Below are 17,767 nucleotides of genomic sequence, written 5' to 3'. Positions count from 1 at the left end.
ATCGGCCTCCTCAACCTTTCCGGAACATATTCAGCATGCGGCGGGTAACATAAAAACCGCCGAAAATATTGATGCTGGCAATCAACACCGCGATAAAGGCGATAAACGACACCGCCGCATGGCCTTGGCCGATTTGCAGCAGCGCGCCCACCACGATAATGCCGGAAATGGCATTGGTCACCGACATCAGCGGCGTGTGCAGCGAGTGGCTGACATTCCACACCACGTAATAACCGATCACGCAGGCGAGTACAAACACGATGAAGTGGTTGAGAAACTCGGCCGGTGCCACCGCCCCCATCCACAAAATCAACACCGCCGCAATCACGGCCGGCGCCAGTTTTTTCCACAACGGAGCGGGCAAAGGCTCGGGTTTTGCCACCGGCGCGGCCTTGGCAGCATTCGGTTGCGGTGCGGCCGATACTTGAATAGCAGGCGGCGGAAACGTGATTTCACCATCGCGGGTTACTGTCATGTTGCGCAGAATCACGTCTTCAAAATCCAGCGTGATTTCGCCGTCTTTATTCGGGCTGAGCAATTTGGCCAGATTCACAAGGTTGGTAGCATAAAGCTGGGAAGACTGCCCGGCCAAGCGGTTGGCCATATCGGTGTAGCCGATGATTTTCACGCCGTTGTCGGTCACAAACAATTTGCCCGGACGGGTCATTTCGCAGTTACCGCCGGTGGCTGCTGCCAAATCGACAATTACCGAACCCGGTTTCATGCTCTCTACCATGTCGGCGGTAATCAGTTTGGGCGCAGGTTTGCCCGGAATGGCGGCGGTGGTGATGATGATGTCGACCTCTTTGGCCTGCTCGGCAAACAGCTTCATCTCGGCGGCAATAAATTCTTCGCTCATCACTTTGGCATAGCCGTCGCCGCTGCCGCCTGCTTCCTGCGGGAAATCCAACTTCAGAAATTGGCCGCCCATCGATTCGATTTGCTCGGCCACTTCCAAGCGCGTATCAAACGCTTTCACCACCGCACCCAGCGAATTGGCGGTGCCGATGGCGGCCAAGCCGGCCACGCCGGCACCAATCACCAACACTTGCGCCGGCGGCACTTTGCCCGCAGCAGTAATCTGGCCGGTGAAGAAACGGCCAAACGCATTCGCTGCTTCAATCACAGCGCGGTAGCCGCTGATATTGGCCATCGATGAGAGTGCATCCAGCGACTGCGCACGCGAAATCCGCGGCACCATATCCATCGCCAACACGTTTACCTGTTTATCGGCCAGCTTTTGCACCAGCTCAGGGTTTTGCGCCGGCCACAAAAAGCTCACCAGCGTTTGGCCGGCATTCAGACGGCCTATTTCCGCTTCATCAGGCGCATTCACTTTATAAATCAGCGGGCTGCCCCACACTTCGGCAGCATCGGCCACCGCAGCCCCGGCAGCCGCATAAGCCGCATCGCTCAAGCTCGCGCCCGCACCTGCGCCCTGCTCCACCACCACTTCAAAGCCGAGCTTTTGCAGTTGGGTAACGGTTGCAGGCGTACACGCCACACGGGTTTCACCGGCCAGCGACTCTTTGGGAATACCAATTCTCATCTGTCTGTCCTTTTATTTATGAAAGAAAACAACAAAATCTACATAACTTAACATTAGTGTTATAACCAATTTGGCGCGCGAATTCAATACATGCGGCAAAATTATTGTGAATTAAATAAACCACCGTCCGACAAACGGCTTGAGGCCGTCTGAAAACAGCCATATGAATGTGGTAAAATCAAACGTATACACGGCTTTTCAGACGGCCTGATATTTTTGCCATGTCTGTTCACAAAAATAACCCGGCGGCATTGGCTTGCTTTTGTAAACAGGCGCAACCGCACCACCGGCCGGCATCACTGATTTCACACAAACCACACAAGGAATACCGCCATGAGAATGCTCCACACCATGTTGCGCGTCGGCAACCTCGATAAATCATTAGCATTTTATCAAGATGTTTTGGGGATGACGCTGCTGCGCAAAAACGATTACCCCGAAGGCAGATTCACACTGGCTTTTGTCGGCTACGGTGACGAATCCGACCACACCGTGCTCGAGCTCACCCACAATTGGGACACCGACAGCTACGACTTGGGCAACAGCTACGGCCACATCGCCATCGAAGTGCCCGATGCCTATGCCGCCTGTGATGCCGTGCGCGCTAAAGGCGGTAAAGTTACCCGCGAGGCCGGGCCGATGAAACACGGCAGCACGGTGATTGCGTTTGTGGAAGACCCCGACGGTTACAAAATCGAGTTTATTCAGAAAAACAGTGGCAGTGATTCAGTGCGCTATCAAGATTAATCTGTCATCGCTATTTCATTATCATCAAGGCCGTCTGAAATATTTTTCAGACGGCCTTTACACGCGCGGTTTTTTTGTAAGCAAAACCCGCGCGATACACCCTATAGCCAAATTCTTGAATCCGCCATTTTTCAGACGGCCAAAATCATTGGGAATCACAAGAATATCAAGCCATTTGCCGGATACGAGTATCCGACCCACGTTTATTTTGAGCTCAGGCAAAACCAACGCTGTCAGCTTATTTTTGTGAATGGCTGTCAGGCTTGCGCCGGCGGTGCTTCTGCGCCTTCTGGCAGCTCAAAAATTTTGCGCAAAATCACTTTGTAAAAAGCAAAAGCTTCTTTGGCGCCGAGAATGGCTTCGTCTTGCGCGGCTTTATCCAAATTCAAATCGTTTAAATAATCTACAAATTCACGCCAATGTTTGCCGCGGCCGTCGGGATGCGGTGCCAGATGACGGGCGCCGTGCTCGGCGGTAAAATCAAGCTTTTGGGCGTCTTTGAATAAAAAAGCCGCGCCCAAATTGGAGCCTTCGGCACAATACAGCCAGCCGATGGCTTTGTTGCCCTCGGGCTCTGGCCATTCGCCCTGAAAATGATAAGGCGTGCTGCCCAAATCCTGCAAATCCTGCACCACCGCTTCATAGCGCGCCATGTCGGCCAGCTCGGGAATCTGCTCGTTGAGCTGCCGGTCGCGGTAAATCGGGTCGACCACTTTGTGAAACACCGATTGCAGTTTTAAAAACAGGGTGTAGTTTTCGGGATTGGCAAACGGCTGCACCGACATCACCAAATGATCAACGCTGTCGTGGGTGGTGCGGTTTTCTTCTTTCAGCCGCATGGCAAAAGTCAAATCTGGGTTGCTCATTTATTTTTCCTTTTTCATCATCGGTTTTCAGACGGCCTCAAGCTGTTTTGATACTCATTGACAAAAGCAAGCCGACACGGCCAGGGTGTCCTGATGTGTTGTTTATGAGGGGATTTTTGTTCCTGGAAATGCAGATGCCAAGCAAAAAAACGCAGCAAGATTAAACATCTTGCGAGGCTTTTTAACGCAGCAGATGCGTTTTCAGGGCAAAATACACCCGTAAATCGAATGATCAGAACACCCTAGGTTGGTTGCCAATGGGTGTCAGGCCGTCTGAAAGGGTTAAGGTTTTAAAATTTATATTCCAAAGCCAATGCAAAATTACGCCCCGGCGCATAAAAGCGCGCCAGCCCTTTGCCTTGGCGGTCGACCGAATTGGTGGTTGCTGTTGGCATTGATGCCGCGCAGGCTGTCCCACGTGTGGTATTTGCGGTTAAACAGGTTATAGACGCCGGCACGCAAAGTCAGCGCTTTCACCGGCTTGTAGAAACCGTATAAATCAAACACCGTGGCCGAGCCGTTGAGCCAGGGATAAGTCACCACATTTTGCGTGAGGTTGCCGCGTGAGCCGCCGATTTCGGTTACTTTCGCATCGGCCGGTTTTTTCTCGCCCAAATAAGTGAGCCGTGAAAACACGCCCCAGCGGCCTTCGGGTTGCTCGTAATCCAGGCCGATAATGGCTTTTAAGGCTGTATCGACAGCAGGCTGGTTTCGCCCGAAAGCTTGCCTTTGCTGTAGCCCAAACCGCCGGAAAGTTTCCAGCCCTCGCCCACCGGCAACACTTGGTGCAGATTCAGACGGCCTTTCAATTCGATACCGCTGATGCGGGCTTTATCCAAGTTCACCATTTGGTGCATGGGCGTTTGGTCGTATTGCGCGCAGCCATACCAAGAGCATTGCTCATAATACGGATTCGGCGTGGCCACAATGTTTTCCTGCTCCACCAAAAAATTGCGGTAGCGGCTCTGATACAGGTTAACATCCAAATCGCCGGCCGCACCTTTTCCCTGCACAGACAAAGTGTGGGTGATGCTGCGCTCGGCTTTCAGGTTTGGATTGGATTTCCAGGAGCCGTAGGGGTTGGTAAAGGTGAAATACATTTCCGATGCGCTGGGCACGCGGTGGCCGCTGCTGAGGGTGTAGCCCGCCCGCCAAACGCGGTTGAGCTGTATATCGGTGCCGATCAAACCGTTCCAGTTGCCAAACGTATTGCCCGCAGGCTTGCCTTCGGCCAGGCAGGCGCTGCTGCATGCGGCGTTCAAAGCTTTCGGCGCCACTTTTTCACGGTCGTAGCGCACGCCGATACGGCTGGAAAACACATCGTTCCAAGCAATATTGTCGAGCAGCGAAAAGCCCGTTTGCGTGGTTTTCATCGGATATTGAATAGTCGAAACGGTTTGATGCGGCCCGCGGCTGAGCATGAGGGTATCGTTATTAATGGTTTCGAAATCGCGGCGGCTGAGAAAAGCTTTGAACGATAAGGTGTGCCTGCCGCCCCAATGCAGCGGTTGGCTGTCGGCTCTTAACGATAAGCGCTTATACGCCGAATCGATGCGGCGGTCGTATATTTCATCCAACTCCGGCTCGCCGCTCGACCAATGGCGCGAGCCTTTATAATTGACCGCATCCAGGCCGGTTTTCTGATAATCGGCATCCAGCCGCAACAGCGCCAGGTGGTTTGAATCGGGCGTATATTCGTAATTCAGATTGCCGTTGAAACGCCGGTGTTTGTCGTCGGCATCGCGCCATTGGCTGCTCAACAGCGCATAAGAATATTCTCGGGTATAACGACTGCCCTGCTGGCCGTTAACCGATACGGCCACGCGGTGTGCATCATCGATTTGAAAGCCGGCCTTGGCCAGATAGCTGTGATAGCGGTGCTTGGCCGGGTCGGGTATGCCGCGCCCGCTGCCGTAAGTGTCTTCGCCTTTTACCGCGCTTTCAGTTTCATGCCCGCGCCGCTGCGAATACAGCACCATCATATCAAACCGCCCGTTTTGTGCGGCGGCGCCGACAGTATTTGTCCACTCGCGGTTGCGTCTGCCGTAGCCGCTTTTCAACAAGCCGCCGAAGCTGCGCCCGGGCAACAACAAATCTTGCGTATTGAGCGTGCGGTAATTCACCACACCGCCCAAAGCGCCGCTGCCCGATTGAAATGAATCCGCCCCTTTTACCATTTCGATATTGCGCACCAATTCCGGGTCTATGCTCTGGCGCGCGCTGTTAAAGTTGCCATAACGGCCGTAAAGTGAATTTTCTTCCATGTCCGGCAGCGCCACGCCGTCAATGGTAATGCCCACCCGGTTGGCCTCGACACCGCGCATGGCAAATCCCTTGTTGTGACGGCCGCTGTCGCTGATGCCCACATCGGGCGAATAGCGCACTAAATCGCTGCTGTCGCGGATGATTTCCTGCTCAATCGCCGCCCGGGTTTTCTGCTCCGCCGCAGGCTGCGGTTTCTGCCGGCCGCCGCTGACCACCACCGGCGCCAAATCAGCCGTGACCGCCTGCGCCGTGCCGCAGCAAGCCAAAGCCGCCAGCATTAATGCATGCCGGGCAGAAAATACAGCCGCAATAGTTTTCACGGGCACGCCCAACGGCTCGAACGGCGATGGGCAAACCATCAACACGGATGATGTTGCAGCTGTTTTATTATGATGTTTTCTCATATGTTTAAAATAATAAGGGTTTTTATCATTGAATATTTTTTATTGAATGAGAATATATATTATTATATATAAAATAGCAAATATTTTTTAACACTTCATTACAAAAACACAGGCCGTCTGAAAAATTTTTTCAGACGGCCTCAATATCCGCACCGCATCTTATGCAAAAAAATGATACAAATCGTGCGCAAACACCATGAAAACCTGCAACAAAAATCAAGCAGCAGCCTTCATGCTATCTGCGCACAATTTGAAGTTTATTGTTTTTATACCCGTTTTTCTTTTATTGAACTATCTACATCAGGTTTGGCGTGGGAAACTATAACAACGGGCTCATCAGCCTTACCGTGTTTTCCACCAACCCCCACCATTTCGAGCGTTGCTGCCAAGCGCTTACGTTGATGGGCTGGCTGTCGCCCAAATATGCGAGCTGGCGGGCGGCAATTTGGGCGGTGATGTTGCGGTCATAAATGGCCAGGCTGATTTCGAGATTGAGAAAAAAGCTGCGCATATCCATGTTAACGGTGCCGAAAAGCGCGTAATCTTCGTCTACGGTCAAGGTTTTGGCATGCAGCAGGCCGCCTTGGTAAAGGGCAATGTTCACGCCGGCTTCCAGCAAAAGCGGGTAGTATGCGCGCGAAGCATAACGCACCATCATCGAATCTACCTTCGCAGGCAGTATCAGCGTCACTTCCACGCCACGGCGGGCGGCGGTGGTAAGCGCCTGCAACAGCGGCTCATCGGGCACGAAATACGGCGTGGTAATCATCAGCCTGCGTTCGGCTGCATGAATGGCGCAGATGATGGTGTCGTAAATCACGCGCTCGCTTTGATTGGGGGCGGAAGGAATCACTTGCGCCACCACATTGCCGCTGCTGATTTTTTCGGGCAGCATCGCGGGCACTTGCTCGGCAAAGCCGGTGAGGTATTTCTGCACTTCGCCCAAATTGCGCTCGTCTTCCACGGCGATATCGGCGTAAAACACCGCCGCCATTTCCAACACCAAGGGGCCGGTGCAGCGCATCATCACGTCTACCCATTCGCCCACGCCGGCGCCTTGCTTGAAATAGCGCGGGTCGACCAGATTAAAGCTGCCGGTATAGCCGATTTTTTTGTCGACAATCAAAATCTTGCGGTGATTGCGCAAATCGGTGCGGGTAAACAGCGTGCGCCAGATGCCCACCGGCAGGGCTTTTTGCACTTTTATGCCGGCCGCTTGCAGGCGCTTGGGCCAGGTGCTTTTAAAGAAATCTTCGCTGCCCACCGCATCTGCCATCACAATGCAGCTCACGCCGCGCACCGCAGCCGCTTCCACAGCTTCCAACAGGGTTTCGATGCGCCCTTGCGGGTCGATAATGTAGAAAGCCAGCACACAGGTTTCGGCGGCATGGGTAATGTCGAAAAGCATGGCATCGAGAATGCTGTCGGTGGTGTGCAGCAGCGCCATATCGTTGTGGCGGGTGGCATAAAGGCCGGTTACTGCGGCGGATACATGGCTGATACCGCGATAATGCGGCGACACGTCGTCGCGTATGGCCAGATGCACATCCGCCAGATAGCGCTCGCTCACTTCGCTGTAAAACCGGTTCATCTCTGCGGTGCGCTTACTGCGCGCCGTGCCCAAGCGCGGCTCACCGATTAACAGGTAAAGCCCCACCCCCACAAACGGCACTACAAACAGCAAAATCAGCCAGGCAAAAGCGCTGCCGATATTGCGCTGTTTGTATAACACACGCACCGTGCAGCCCACCACGGCAGCAGTGTGCAGATAAAGCAGGATTTCACCCCAGGGAATTTCGCGAAATGCTTCCATGATTCACCGACCGCTCTCTTTCAGACGGCCTTGATTATATAAGAATCAGGCCATCAAGCAAAATATCTGTTTGATTACAAAGGCCGTCTGAAACATTTCAGACGGCCCTTTGCACCGGATCAACCACGGGCTTAACAATGGTATCGGCGCGACAATTCGTGTACCGCGTCGACCAAAATTTTGGCGTGTTCGGGGTCGGCATGCTGGTTGATGCCGTGGCCGAGGTTGAACACATGGCCGCTGCCCGTGCCATAAGCCGCTAAAATACGCGCCGCTTCGGTGCGGATGCTGTCGGGCGTGCCGAACAAAGCAAACGGGTCGAAATTGCCCTGCAACGCCACTTTTTCCCCCACCCGGCGGCGGGCTTCGCCGATGTTGCAGCTCCAGTCCAGCCCCAGTGCATCGGCGCCAATGGCCGCCATTTGCTCCAGCCACAAGCCGCCGCCTTTGGTAAACACAATCACCGGCACGCAGCGGCCTTCGTTTTCACGTTTCAAACCGCCGATAATTTGCTGCATATAGCGCAGGCTGAATTCGGCAAACGCCGCATCGCTGAGCACACCGCCCCAAGTATCGAAAATCTGCACCGCCTGCGCACCGGCATCGATTTGCGCATTCAGATAAGCCGTTACCGCCTGCGCATTAACATCGAGAATTTTATGCAGCAGCTCCGGGCGCGCATACATCATGCTTTTAATGGTGCGGAATTCCTTGCTGCTGCCGCCTTCCACCATGTAGCAGGCCAGCGTAAACGGGCTGCCTGAAAAACCGATCAGCGGCACACGGCCGTCAAGCGCGCGGCGGATTGATGATACCGCGTCAAACACATAACCGAGCTTGGCCATATCGGGCACTTCCAGCTTGGCAATATCAGCCTCATGTTGCAATACACGCTCGAATTTCGGCCCTTCGCCCTCCGCAAAATACAGCCCCAAGCCCATAGCATCGGGCACGGTGAGAATATCGGAAAACAAAATCGCCGCATCCAAATCAAACCGCTCCAACGGCTGAATGGTTACCTCGGTGGCCAATTCGGTGTTTTTACACAAATCTAAAAAACTGCCCGCTTGCGCGCGGGTGGCCTTATATTCGGGCAGATAGCGCCCGGCTTGGCGCATCATCCACACCGGCGTGTATTCGACCGGCTCTTTCAAGAGCGCGCGCAGGAAAGTATCGTTTTTTAAAGCAGTCATTTTTTCAGATTCCGGTTAAGATTTCAGGGGCAGATGATAGCATGAAACAATTGCTGCCGTGAAAAACAAAGGCCGTCTGAAACGTTTCAGACGGCCTGTTAAAACCACACAGCTATTTATGCCATGCCTTTGCTTTTCAACACTTCCAGCATGGTGCTGCCAAGCTCTGCCGGGCTGCGGGTATAAGCCATACCGGCTTTTTCAAACGCTGCGAATTTCTCTTCCGCCGTGCCTTTACCGCCGGAAATAATCGCACCGGCGTGGCCCATGCGTTTGCCTTTCGGCGCGGTAACGCCGGCAATATAGCCGACTACCGGTTTGGTAACGTTTGATTGGATGTATTCGGCGGCTTCTTCCTCTGCGGTGCCGCCGATTTCGCCGATCATGATAATGGCTTCAGTTTGCGGATCGTTTTGGAACAGCTCCAGTGCATCGATTTGGTTCATGCCCGGAATCGGGTCGCCGCCGATACCGATACAGGTCGACTGACCCAAGCCCAGTTTGGTGGTTTGCGCCACGGCTTCGTAAGTGAGCGTGCCTGAACGGGAAATGATGCCGATTTTGCCCGGCTGGTGGATGTGCCCCGGCATAATGCCGATTTTGCACTCACCCGGTGTAATCACGCCCGGGCAGTTGGGGCCGACCAAGCGGGTGCCGTTGCCGTTGGTTTCGAGATACCGTTTGGCCTTGAGCATATCCAAAGTGGGCACGCCTTCGGTAATTACCACCACCAGGCCAACGCCTGAATCGACAGCTTCAACAATCGAATCGAGCACAAACGGTGCCGGCACGTAGATTACAGATGCATCGGCGCCGGTTTCTTTTACGGCTTCTTTCATGGTGTTGAATACGGGCAGATCCAGATGGGTTTGACCGCCTTTGCCCGGGGTAACGCCGCCCACTACTTTGGTGCCGTAAGCGATGGCTTGCTCCGAGTGGAACGTACCGTTTTTGCCGGTGAAACCTTGTACCAATACTTTAGTGTCTTTATTGATTAAAACGCTCATTCATTTTCTCCTTAGGCTTTAACGGCTGCAACGATTTTTTCGGCTGCGTCGGCCAAGCCGTCGGCAGAAGTCAGTTTCAAGCCGGATTCTTCCAGCAGTTTCGCGCCCAATTCGGCATTATTGCCTTCCAAGCGCACCACCACGGGCACGGTAACGTTCACTTCTTTCACCGCAGCAATGATGGCCTCGGCAATCATGTCGCAGCGTACGATACCGCCGAAGATGTTAATCAAAACGCCTTGCACCGATTTGTCTTCCAAAATCAGCTTAAATGCTTCCACCACGCGCTCTTTGGTGGCGCCGCCGCCTACGTCGAGGAAGTTGGCCGGCTGGCCGCCGTAAAGTTTGATGATGTCCATGGTGGCCATGGCCAGGCCTGCGCCGTTTACCATACAGCCGATATTGCCTTCAAGGGCAACATAGTTGAGGTCGAATTCGGAAGCTTTCAGCTCGCGTTCGTTTTCTTGCGATTTGTCGCGCAACTCGGCAATTTTCGGCAAGCGGTAAAGTGCGTTGCTGTCGATGCCGATTTTGCCGTCTACGCAGGCCAGCTCGCCGTTTTCGCGCACGGCCAGCGGGTTGATTTCAAACAGGGCGAAATCATTTTCTACAAATGCGCGGTAAGCGCCGGTCATCAGTTTCACAAATTGATTGACTTGTTTGTCTTTCAAGCCCAGAGCAAACGCGGCTTCACGTGCTTGGCAGGGTTGCAGACCCACCAGCGGATCAACGGTGGTTTTGATGATTTTTTCAGGCGTTTCTTCGGCTACTTTTTCAATTTCCACGCCGCCTTCGGTCGAAACCATAAAGGTTACGCGGCGGGTCGAACGGTCGACCACTGCGCCCAAATACAATTCGGTTTGCACCGGATACATATCTTCGCAAACCAAAACGCTGTTAACCGGTTGGCCGCCGGCGTCGGTTTGGTAGGTAACGAGATTGGTACCGATCAGGCTGTCGGCCACTTCTTTGGCTTCTTCGCGGCTTTTCACCACTTTCACACCGCCCGCCTTGCCGCGGCCGCCGGCGTGCACCTGCGCTTTAATCACGGCAAATTTGCCGCCGAGCTTGTCGTAAGCCGCGGCCGCTTCGTCTCCGCTGGCAGCCAAAATGCCGCCTTGCACGGGCAGGCCGTAGCTTGCCAACAGTTCTTTTGCCTGATACTCATGTAAGTTCATGAAATCGTCCTCTATAGTTGTTGATAATCGGCATCTTCGATAAGTGGGATGCCATAATCCGACTGTTTGCTCAAACGGAAACAGTATAGTCGAAATCGCTGTGGATTTCACTACTTCAAGCCATGCTGCCACCATTTTTTATCTTTTTATTTGAGCCAAATTAACGGTTGGCGGAATGTTAGGGTATCCTAGCTCAAAAGCGCCCAAGGTTAAATACAAGGCCGTCTGAAAGCAATAATGATGCCGTAATGGATTTCAAATGATAATAAATCGGCAAAAAATGCTTTCAGACGGCCTGAATCAATTACAAACCACTACACACAGGCAGATACGCTAGGGTATCCTGACAATTTGTTTATGAGGGGATTTTTGCCCCTGAAAATGCAGATGCCAGGCAAAAAACACAGCAAGATTGAATATCTTGCGAGGCTTTTTAACGCCGCAGATGCGTTTTCAGGGGCAAAATACACCCGTAAATCGAATTGCCAGGATACCCTAGCGGCCAAACGGCAGCCACATTCGCGCCGACACATACATCGCCACCCCGCCGACAGCCAGTATCGCAAACAACCAGCCTTTTTTGCGGGCATTCGGACAAAACCAGTAAACAGCCAGGCTGAAGCTGAAAAACAAGGCCGCCACCACCCAAACCAGCTGTTTGTCTTTAAAGCGGTTGAGAGTATGGCTTTCAGTCATCATCACATATATTTGCCACAGCCCGGCCAAACACATGCTGATCACGCCCGCCGGTAAAAATAAAATGCCGAGCAGTTCTTTATTCATTATCGATTAGGTCACAAAACAATCAGCGGCCATTATAGTGCGTTCGGAATCAGAGATACAGCAAACTTGCTCCCCCAACTGCGATATTCTTTTAGCATAAAATAGGCTCACTTTTTGCCCCACATCACCAAACTGCAAATAATTGTTGACAATACAAAATAAATTGTTAACAATTTATCCTGATTTAACACATTGCAACATCGCTTAGCCGAATGTTGCGTATACCGACACCAACCATGCGGAAATCACGATGACCTCCAAAACCATTTTATTTCTCAGCCTCGGCACCTGCTGCTCACTGGCATCAGCCATGCCGCTTTCCAACGACACAGCATGCGAAAACGACAACGCCGGCAACATCAGCCAAGCTCTTAGCTGCGGCAGCATCGACGGCAGCCTGCGCCTACAATCCTACTCGCTCAATAATGCTTATTTCAGCGGCAACAGCCAAGATGCTACCGCGATTGGCGGTTATGCCACCTACAAAACCGCGCCCTATCACGGTTTTCAGGCGGCCATCGGTATCGAAGGGCAGCATAATCTCGATCAAGGCTCCAGCCCGGTAACCGAGTTGGGCGACGACACCTTCGGGCTGGGTGAAGCCTATATCAAATGGCAACACCAAAAATTTGCGGTGACCGCCGGCAACCAACGTCTTGCCGATATCCCTTTTGTCGGCGACTACAGCAATTTCCGCGTATTGCCTTATCTGTATCAAGGCATCGACATCCGCTATGGCGATGCCGACAATTTTATCCGCGCCACCAAAGCCAACAAATTCAAAAGCTACGGCACCAGCAAGTTCAGCAAAGGCTCGCGCCTGAAAGACGACCCGTTTATCGGCCTGAGCCAAGACACCGACGGCATGACAGCCATCGGCGCGGCCAAAAAAATACCATTGGGCGACCACTACCTGAAAGGCCGGCTGTGGGTGCAACATTATGATGACTTGCTAAACCTTTATTATGCAGAAGCCAATTACGGCATGAGCAATCTCAAATGGCAGCCCGAAATCAGCCTGCAAGGCATGTATGGCAACGATACCGGCAGCGCCTACCTCGGCAAAGTAGACAGCAAAGTTGCCGGCATACAAGTCAAGCTCAAGCCCACCCCGAGCGCCAACCTCAAACTGGCCTACAACCATATGTTTAACGAAGCCGATGCCTATCACAACGGCGCACTGCCCACACCTTATGCGCACAACACTTCTTCCGGCCCCTTTTTCGCTCAGCCCTTCTTCACCAGCACCCAAGATCTCGGTGCAGGCAATGCATGGTCTGCCGAACTCACCGGCGCGGTTAACAATAAATTATTTATGGGCAGCCGCCTTACCCACGTCCGCGCATCCAACAACGCCGGTCAAGGCAGCCATAAAATGACCGAATACTTGCTGTTCGGCACCTACCGCTTTCAAGGCCGTCTGAAAGGTTTGAGCATCAGCGATTTTGCCGGCATGCAAAAACGGCAAGGCAACGACAATGAGTTTTTACAAAACCGTTTGCAGCTTTCGTATAGCTTTTAAGATGATGCCGGCAAAGGCCGTCTGAAGCCGCCCGGTGTTTGCGATATCCATAATCGCAACGTTAAGGGCAAACAGAAAACTCACAGGCTGCGCCCCGACGACAATATGTTTTAATCATTCATGCCGTCTGAAAACCATCAAGATTTTCAGACGGCATCGGCTTATGTTGATGTGCCGCATGATGACCAAACAGGAATGACGCCCATGCAAAAACCACCAAACTTTATCTGCTCCTGTCAACGCAAAACAAGCAGATAAGCTGCAGCGTTGAACACAAAGCCAAGCAGTGCGCTCCCCACTTCCATTCACCGCTTTACGGGCGGGCGAAACAGATTTATGCGGCAAAAATGGTTATAATGCCAAACCATGCCGACATTTCGTTTGCAATAGCTTTAATAATGTTATGGCCGGGGTGTTCTGACATTATTAACAAGGGAATGGTCGTTCCTAAAAATACAGATGCCCGGCAAGCCCTGAATAACCGCCTATACCAAACCATGAATTTCGATACAAAAAGCCTGCATTCCGTTTGCCGGATCAACGGCGGCGCAGCTTGCACAAATGATGATATTTTGGCCGAAGAAACACCGGTAGCGCTGGTGTATAACGGCATTGCCCACGTAGTATTGATGGCAACACCTGCCGATTTGGCCGAACTGGCGCTGGGCTTCAGCCTGAGCGAAGGCATTTTGCAGCATGCCGGCCAAGCTTATGATATTGAAGTGAAACAGGCTTGCAACGGCATTGAAGTGCATCTGGAAATCGCTTCGGCCCAATTTCAAGCCCTGAAAGCGCGCCGCCGCAGCATGAGCGGCCGTACCGGCTGCGGCTTATGCGGCATCGACAGCCTCGCGGCCATACCCACCGAACTGCCACAAGTGGTGCGCAACGGCAATATCCGTGCCACCGATATTCAGACGGCCTTGAATCATTTGCAATCGCACCAGCATTTGCGCAGCCAAACCGGCGCAGTACACGGCGCAGCATGGGTAGTCGGCGGCGAAATCCAATATTTATTTGAAGATGTCGGCCGCCATAATGCATTAGATAAACTGCTGGGCTTCGGCGCCCGCCAAGCGCTAGATTGGCAGCAGGGGTTTGCACTGATTTCCAGCCGTGCCAGCTATGAAATGATCGCCAAAGCAGCCATGCTCGGCATCGGCTGCGTTGTGGCCGTATCAGCACCCACCGCATTAGCCGTGCGGCTGGCCGAACAATCGGGCATCACCCTGGCCGGCTTCGCCAAACCACACCAGTTCAGCATATACAGCCATACCGGGTTTATCTGTTATCGTGAAACAGCTTAATACCTGCCGCAACATCGCAGCGCCTTGCATCGGCATCAATAGGTTTCACAATATCGCCGGCCCGCCAGCCAATGCAATCCATGCAAAAAAAGAATATTAGAATATTAAAGAATATCAGGCCGTCTGAAAACAAACCATCATTCAATAAAACCAACAGCCTTAGGCTGCATAAGGAAAATCATGACCACCGCCAAACCTGCCGAAACCATACAGAAAGGCCTCTTTCACACACCCTTTTGGACAGCACCTGCCAGCCATGTTTTTGAAGAACGCAGCATGCGTTTTTTTGAATTGGCCGAAGCCGACAACAGCGAATGGCGCCTGTATCTCGAACTGTTGGGCAAACTGACCGCCGCACAACATGCCGTATCGGCCAAACACCGCTTCACCCCACCGCCCTTGCGCCAAGGCAGCACAACATTGCCCCCGGCCGCAACAGAGCAAGTGCCGGCTGATTTTTACGGCGTATTTACCGATTTGTTAAACGAAATCAACCATCAGCCAAACATGACCGTACAAGCCGAACTAAACAGGCTCGCCGCACTTACCCGCGAAGAAACCGAAGCATTGGCCAAGCGCGTATCCACATCAAAAATAGAAAACAGCGACCGAGCCGCCATCATTTGGGTACAAGCCGCCCTGCAAATCATCTGGACCGCATGGGCAGCACAACTGACCGAAGACGACGTTCCCCCAGTAGAAGAACGCACCCTATGCCCCTGCTGCGGCACAGAAGCCGTCGGCAGCGTAGTATTGGCCAAAGGCGATTTAGCAGGATTTCGCTACATGCACTGCCCGCACTGCAACAGCCGCTGGAATGCCTTACGCGCCAAATGCCCCACCTGCGGCGACAGCAGCGGCATGGGCATACAAGAAATCGAAACCGATACCGCCCCCACCCAAGTCGCCCCCTTATTGGGTGCCAAAGCCGAAAGCTGTGAAACATGCCGCAGCTACCGAAAACTTTACCGCTTGGAAAAACAACAATACGCCGACCCCATTGCCGACGACCTGGCATCATTAGGGCTGGATATTTTAGTCGGCGAAGCAGGCTACAGCCGCGCAGGCAGTAATCCGTTTTTACTGTCTGCGGAATAATAGCCGGTTACGTCAGATGACAAGATTTTTAAGAATCCCAGATGCATGAAGGCAGCTGACAACACCGCCGGTTTATCACCACCAGCTGATTGCTTCACCGCAAGCGGCCGGCAAACGCAGCCACACGGATTTCTTCAAAATCCGTGTTCCAACACCCAGCAGCCTGTAAGCGGCTGCTTTCATAATATAGTCAAAGAAATTAAAAACTAGCACAAATCCACAAGAAATAGAAAAAAAGCGTATCAAGACAATCCACTTTTTGTGGATTTGTACTAGTTTTTAATTTCTTTTACTATATCTTCGGCTCGCCGCCTTGTTAACTTACTTTTATGAATGGGTATGATTGAATTTTCTATGCTGAAAAATATTTTACCAAGGCCGCCATTTTTTCATACAGATAAAGCAGCCCAAAAGGCTGCTTTATCTGTATGAATTACCGGCTGTTTTTTGGTGTAATATTGGGTTTTACTTTATCCTGCTCGGCCTGTTCGTTTTTTGCCAACATTTCACGATACCAGCGCGGGTGGTGTTTTTTCGCCCATTTTTGTGTAACCACGCCTTCTACCATTGCGCGAATGGTGCCTTTCACCCAGAAAGCGGCATATACATGCACAATAATGCCCGCAATCAGAATCAGTGCTGCCCAAGCATGAAACAGTAAGGCCAGGCGGATAATGGGAATGGGGAAGAGTTCGGCAAAATACGGGCGCCAGGCGATAATGCCGGTGCACAGGAGCACAATCATGCAACCGGTCATCAGCCAAAACATGCCTTTCTGACCGCCGTTGTATTTGCCGATATCACCCACTTCGTGGCCTTTAAGCACGGTTTTGACTGATTTCATCCATTTCACATCTTCTTTATCGAGGAAGTTGTGTTTCCAATAGCGGAAAAACTGTACGAAAAAGCCGATAAACATCACCACGCCCACAAAGGGGTGGATAATCCGCGCTAATTGCGGGGTACCGAATACACCGGTGAGCCAGAAAAAGGCCGGGTAGAAAAATGCCAGGCCGGAAATGGCCAGCAGCACAAAACACACGGCCACAATCCAGTGATTGATACGCTCACTGCGGTTATAGCGTTGAATCAGTTTTTCTTTCATTATGCATCCTCCTCGCCGTGCAGGGTTTTGCCGTCTTTACCGATGACTTCGGGCGCGTCTTCTTCATCTTCAGCCTTGCTGGGGCCGACGGTGATGTAATGGAAGAATCCGGTCAGCGTGGCGGCGGCGATGCCGATGGTAGCCAGAGGTTTCAAGAAGCCTTTCCACAGTTTCACAGTCGGGCTGATGCTGGGGTTTTCCGGCAAGCCGTGATAAAGGCCGGGCTTGTCGGCATGGTGCAGCACATACATCACATGCGTACCACCCACACCTTCGGGGTCATACAAACCCGCTTTGTCGTAGCCGCGGTTGTTCAAATCTTTAATCCGCTCGGCGGCCACGCCTTTCATGTCTTCTTTGGTGCCGAACTGAATCGCGCCGGTGGGGCAGGTTTTCACACAGGCGGGCTCTTGGCCGACGGCCACGCGGTCGGAACACAGCGTGCATTTGTAGGCACGGTGGTCTTTTTTATCGATGCGCGGCACATTGAACGGGCAGCCGGAAATGCAGTAGCCGCAGCCGATGCAGTTTTCTTCGTGGAAATCTACAATGCCGTTGTGATACTGAATAATCGCTCCGGGCGACGGGCAGGCTTTGAGGCAGCCGGGGTCGGCGCAGTGCATACAGCCGTCTTTACGGATCAGCCATTCGAGCTTGCCGTTTTCTTCCACTTCGCTGAAGCGCATTACCGTCCAGCTTTTGGATGTCAAATCCATAGGGTTGTCATACACGCCGTGATTGGTGCCGATTTCGTCGCGAATATCGTTCCACTCCGAACAGGCTACCTGGCAGGCTTTGCAGCCGATACAGGTGGTAACGTCGATGAGTTTGGCCACTTCTTCCGGCCGGCGCACGCCCGGCGGCGGGGTAATGCCGGCGGTGGCGGAACGGCGTTTGATGTCTAATGATTGTAATGCCATGATTTCCGTT

The 17,767-nt window shown here is 52.6% G+C and carries 13 protein-coding genes and 1 pseudogene; 4 read left to right on the top strand and 10 right to left on the bottom strand.

Annotated features, from left to right (window positions below; genetic code table 11):
• Nucleotides 1-10: 10 nt before the first annotated feature.
• Entirely contained in the window at nucleotides 11-1,549 is a 1,539-nt protein-coding gene (locus LVJ83_RS06320; RefSeq protein ID WP_244787387.1) for a Re/Si-specific NAD(P)(+) transhydrogenase subunit alpha, read from the bottom strand.
• Nucleotides 1,550-1,882: 333 nt separating this feature from the next.
• Between LVJ83_RS06320 and gloA the strand changes: the two genes are divergently transcribed.
• Nucleotides 1,883-2,296, top strand: coding sequence for a lactoylglutathione lyase (gene gloA / locus LVJ83_RS06315; protein WP_244787385.1), 414 nt, complete (start codon nucleotides 1,883-1,885; stop codon nucleotides 2,294-2,296).
• A gap of 257 nt (nucleotides 2,297-2,553) precedes the next feature.
• Here gloA and LVJ83_RS06310 read toward each other — a convergent pair whose 3' ends face one another.
• The 7 genes and pseudogenes from LVJ83_RS06310 to LVJ83_RS06280 all read right to left on the bottom strand — a co-directional run bounded on the left by LVJ83_RS06310 (nucleotide 2,554) and on the right by LVJ83_RS06280 (nucleotide 11,805).
• Nucleotides 2,554-3,162, bottom strand: coding sequence for a biliverdin-producing heme oxygenase (locus tag LVJ83_RS06310; RefSeq protein WP_244787383.1), 609 nt, complete (start codon nucleotides 3,160-3,162; stop codon nucleotides 2,554-2,556).
• A gap of 290 nt (nucleotides 3,163-3,452) precedes the next feature.
• Nucleotides 3,453-5,705: pseudogene (locus LVJ83_RS06305) on the bottom strand (TonB-dependent hemoglobin/transferrin/lactoferrin family receptor).
• A 445-nt stretch (nucleotides 5,706-6,150) separates the two neighbouring features.
• Nucleotides 6,151-7,644, bottom strand: coding sequence for a cardiolipin synthase (gene cls / locus LVJ83_RS06300; RefSeq protein WP_244787381.1), 1,494 nt, complete (start codon nucleotides 7,642-7,644; stop codon nucleotides 6,151-6,153).
• A 131-nt stretch (nucleotides 7,645-7,775) separates the two neighbouring features.
• Nucleotides 7,776-8,837, bottom strand: a complete 1,062-nt coding sequence (hemE, locus tag LVJ83_RS06295) for a uroporphyrinogen decarboxylase (protein WP_244787379.1) — start codon at nucleotides 8,835-8,837, stop codon at nucleotides 7,776-7,778.
• A gap of 116 nt (nucleotides 8,838-8,953) precedes the next feature.
• Nucleotides 8,954-9,844, bottom strand: a complete 891-nt coding sequence (sucD, locus tag LVJ83_RS06290) for a succinate--CoA ligase subunit alpha (RefSeq protein ID WP_244787377.1) — start codon at nucleotides 9,842-9,844, stop codon at nucleotides 8,954-8,956.
• An 11-nt stretch (nucleotides 9,845-9,855) separates the two neighbouring features.
• Nucleotides 9,856-11,022: an ADP-forming succinate--CoA ligase subunit beta gene (sucC, locus tag LVJ83_RS06285; RefSeq protein ID WP_244787375.1), complete on the bottom strand. Its 1,167-nt coding sequence runs from the start codon at nucleotides 11,020-11,022 to the stop codon at nucleotides 9,856-9,858.
• A gap of 495 nt (nucleotides 11,023-11,517) precedes the next feature.
• The gene (locus tag LVJ83_RS06280) at nucleotides 11,518-11,805 is read right to left on the bottom strand and encodes a hypothetical protein (RefSeq protein ID WP_244787373.1); all 288 of its coding nucleotides are present in this window, start codon (nucleotides 11,803-11,805) and stop codon (nucleotides 11,518-11,520) included.
• Nucleotides 11,806-12,055: 250 nt separating this feature from the next.
• On the opposite strand from LVJ83_RS06280, the gene LVJ83_RS06275 reads away from it, so the two are divergent.
• The 3 genes from LVJ83_RS06275 to LVJ83_RS06265 all read left to right on the top strand — a co-directional run bounded on the left by LVJ83_RS06275 (nucleotide 12,056) and on the right by LVJ83_RS06265 (nucleotide 15,732).
• Nucleotides 12,056-13,327, top strand: coding sequence for a hypothetical protein (locus LVJ83_RS06275; protein WP_244787371.1), 1,272 nt, complete (start codon nucleotides 12,056-12,058; stop codon nucleotides 13,325-13,327).
• A 497-nt stretch (nucleotides 13,328-13,824) separates the two neighbouring features.
• Complete coding sequence (gene fdhD, locus LVJ83_RS06270; RefSeq protein ID WP_244787369.1) at nucleotides 13,825-14,634, top strand: formate dehydrogenase accessory sulfurtransferase FdhD; 810 nt, start codon at nucleotides 13,825-13,827, stop codon at nucleotides 14,632-14,634.
• 180 nt (nucleotides 14,635-14,814) lie between these two features.
• Nucleotides 14,815-15,732, top strand: a complete 918-nt coding sequence (locus LVJ83_RS06265) for a formate dehydrogenase accessory protein FdhE (protein WP_244787367.1) — start codon at nucleotides 14,815-14,817, stop codon at nucleotides 15,730-15,732.
• Between the two features lie 433 nt (nucleotides 15,733-16,165).
• On the opposite strand, the gene LVJ83_RS06260 is transcribed toward LVJ83_RS06265, so the two are convergent.
• Both LVJ83_RS06260 and fdxH read right to left on the bottom strand, forming a co-directional pair.
• Nucleotides 16,166-16,837, bottom strand: coding sequence for a formate dehydrogenase subunit gamma (locus LVJ83_RS06260; RefSeq protein ID WP_244787365.1), 672 nt, complete (start codon nucleotides 16,835-16,837; stop codon nucleotides 16,166-16,168).
• Nucleotides 16,837-17,757 carry a formate dehydrogenase subunit beta gene (fdxH, locus tag LVJ83_RS06255; protein ID WP_244787363.1) on the bottom strand — a complete coding sequence of 307 codons (921 nt, stop codon included), beginning with the start codon at nucleotides 17,755-17,757 and terminating at the stop codon, nucleotides 16,837-16,839. The genes LVJ83_RS06260 and fdxH overlap by 1 nt, the downstream gene beginning before the upstream one ends.
• Nucleotides 17,758-17,767: the final 10 nt, after the last annotated feature.

Source organism: Uruburuella testudinis (genome assembly GCF_022870865.1).
GTDB lineage: Bacteria > Pseudomonadota > Gammaproteobacteria > Burkholderiales > Neisseriaceae > Neisseria > Neisseria testudinis.
The sequence above is the reverse complement of the archived record's forward strand: the minus strand, read 5'-3'. Positions and strand labels throughout refer to the sequence as shown.

What these genes read in the sequence shown, in the direction of transcription:
- LVJ83_RS06320 (WP_244787387.1), bottom strand. Translation starts at nt 1,549, where the DNA reads ATGAGAATTGGTATTCCCAAAGAGTCGCTGGCCGGTGAAACCCGTGTG.
- gloA (WP_244787385.1), top strand. Translation starts at nt 1,883, where the DNA reads ATGAGAATGCTCCACACCATGTTGCGCGTCGGCAACCTCGATAAATCA.
- LVJ83_RS06310 (WP_244787383.1), bottom strand. Translation starts at nt 3,162, where the DNA reads ATGAGCAACCCAGATTTGACTTTTGCCATGCGGCTGAAAGAAGAAAAC.
- cls (WP_244787381.1), bottom strand. Translation starts at nt 7,644, where the DNA reads ATGGAAGCATTTCGCGAAATTCCCTGGGGTGAAATCCTGCTTTATCTG.
- hemE (WP_244787379.1), bottom strand. Translation starts at nt 8,837, where the DNA reads ATGACTGCTTTAAAAAACGATACTTTCCTGCGCGCGCTCTTGAAAGAG.
- sucD (WP_244787377.1), bottom strand. Translation starts at nt 9,844, where the DNA reads ATGAGCGTTTTAATCAATAAAGACACTAAAGTATTGGTACAAGGTTTC.
- sucC (WP_244787375.1), bottom strand. Translation starts at nt 11,022, where the DNA reads ATGAACTTACATGAGTATCAGGCAAAAGAACTGTTGGCAAGCTACGGC.
- LVJ83_RS06280 (WP_244787373.1), bottom strand. Translation starts at nt 11,805, where the DNA reads ATGAATAAAGAACTGCTCGGCATTTTATTTTTACCGGCGGGCGTGATC.
- LVJ83_RS06275 (WP_244787371.1), top strand. Translation starts at nt 12,056, where the DNA reads ATGACCTCCAAAACCATTTTATTTCTCAGCCTCGGCACCTGCTGCTCA.
- fdhD (WP_244787369.1), top strand. Translation starts at nt 13,825, where the DNA reads ATGAATTTCGATACAAAAAGCCTGCATTCCGTTTGCCGGATCAACGGC.
- LVJ83_RS06265 (WP_244787367.1), top strand. Translation starts at nt 14,815, where the DNA reads ATGACCACCGCCAAACCTGCCGAAACCATACAGAAAGGCCTCTTTCAC.
- LVJ83_RS06260 (WP_244787365.1), bottom strand. Translation starts at nt 16,837, where the DNA reads ATGAAAGAAAAACTGATTCAACGCTATAACCGCAGTGAGCGTATCAAT.
- fdxH (WP_244787363.1), bottom strand. Translation starts at nt 17,757, where the DNA reads ATGGCATTACAATCATTAGACATCAAACGCCGTTCCGCCACCGCCGGC.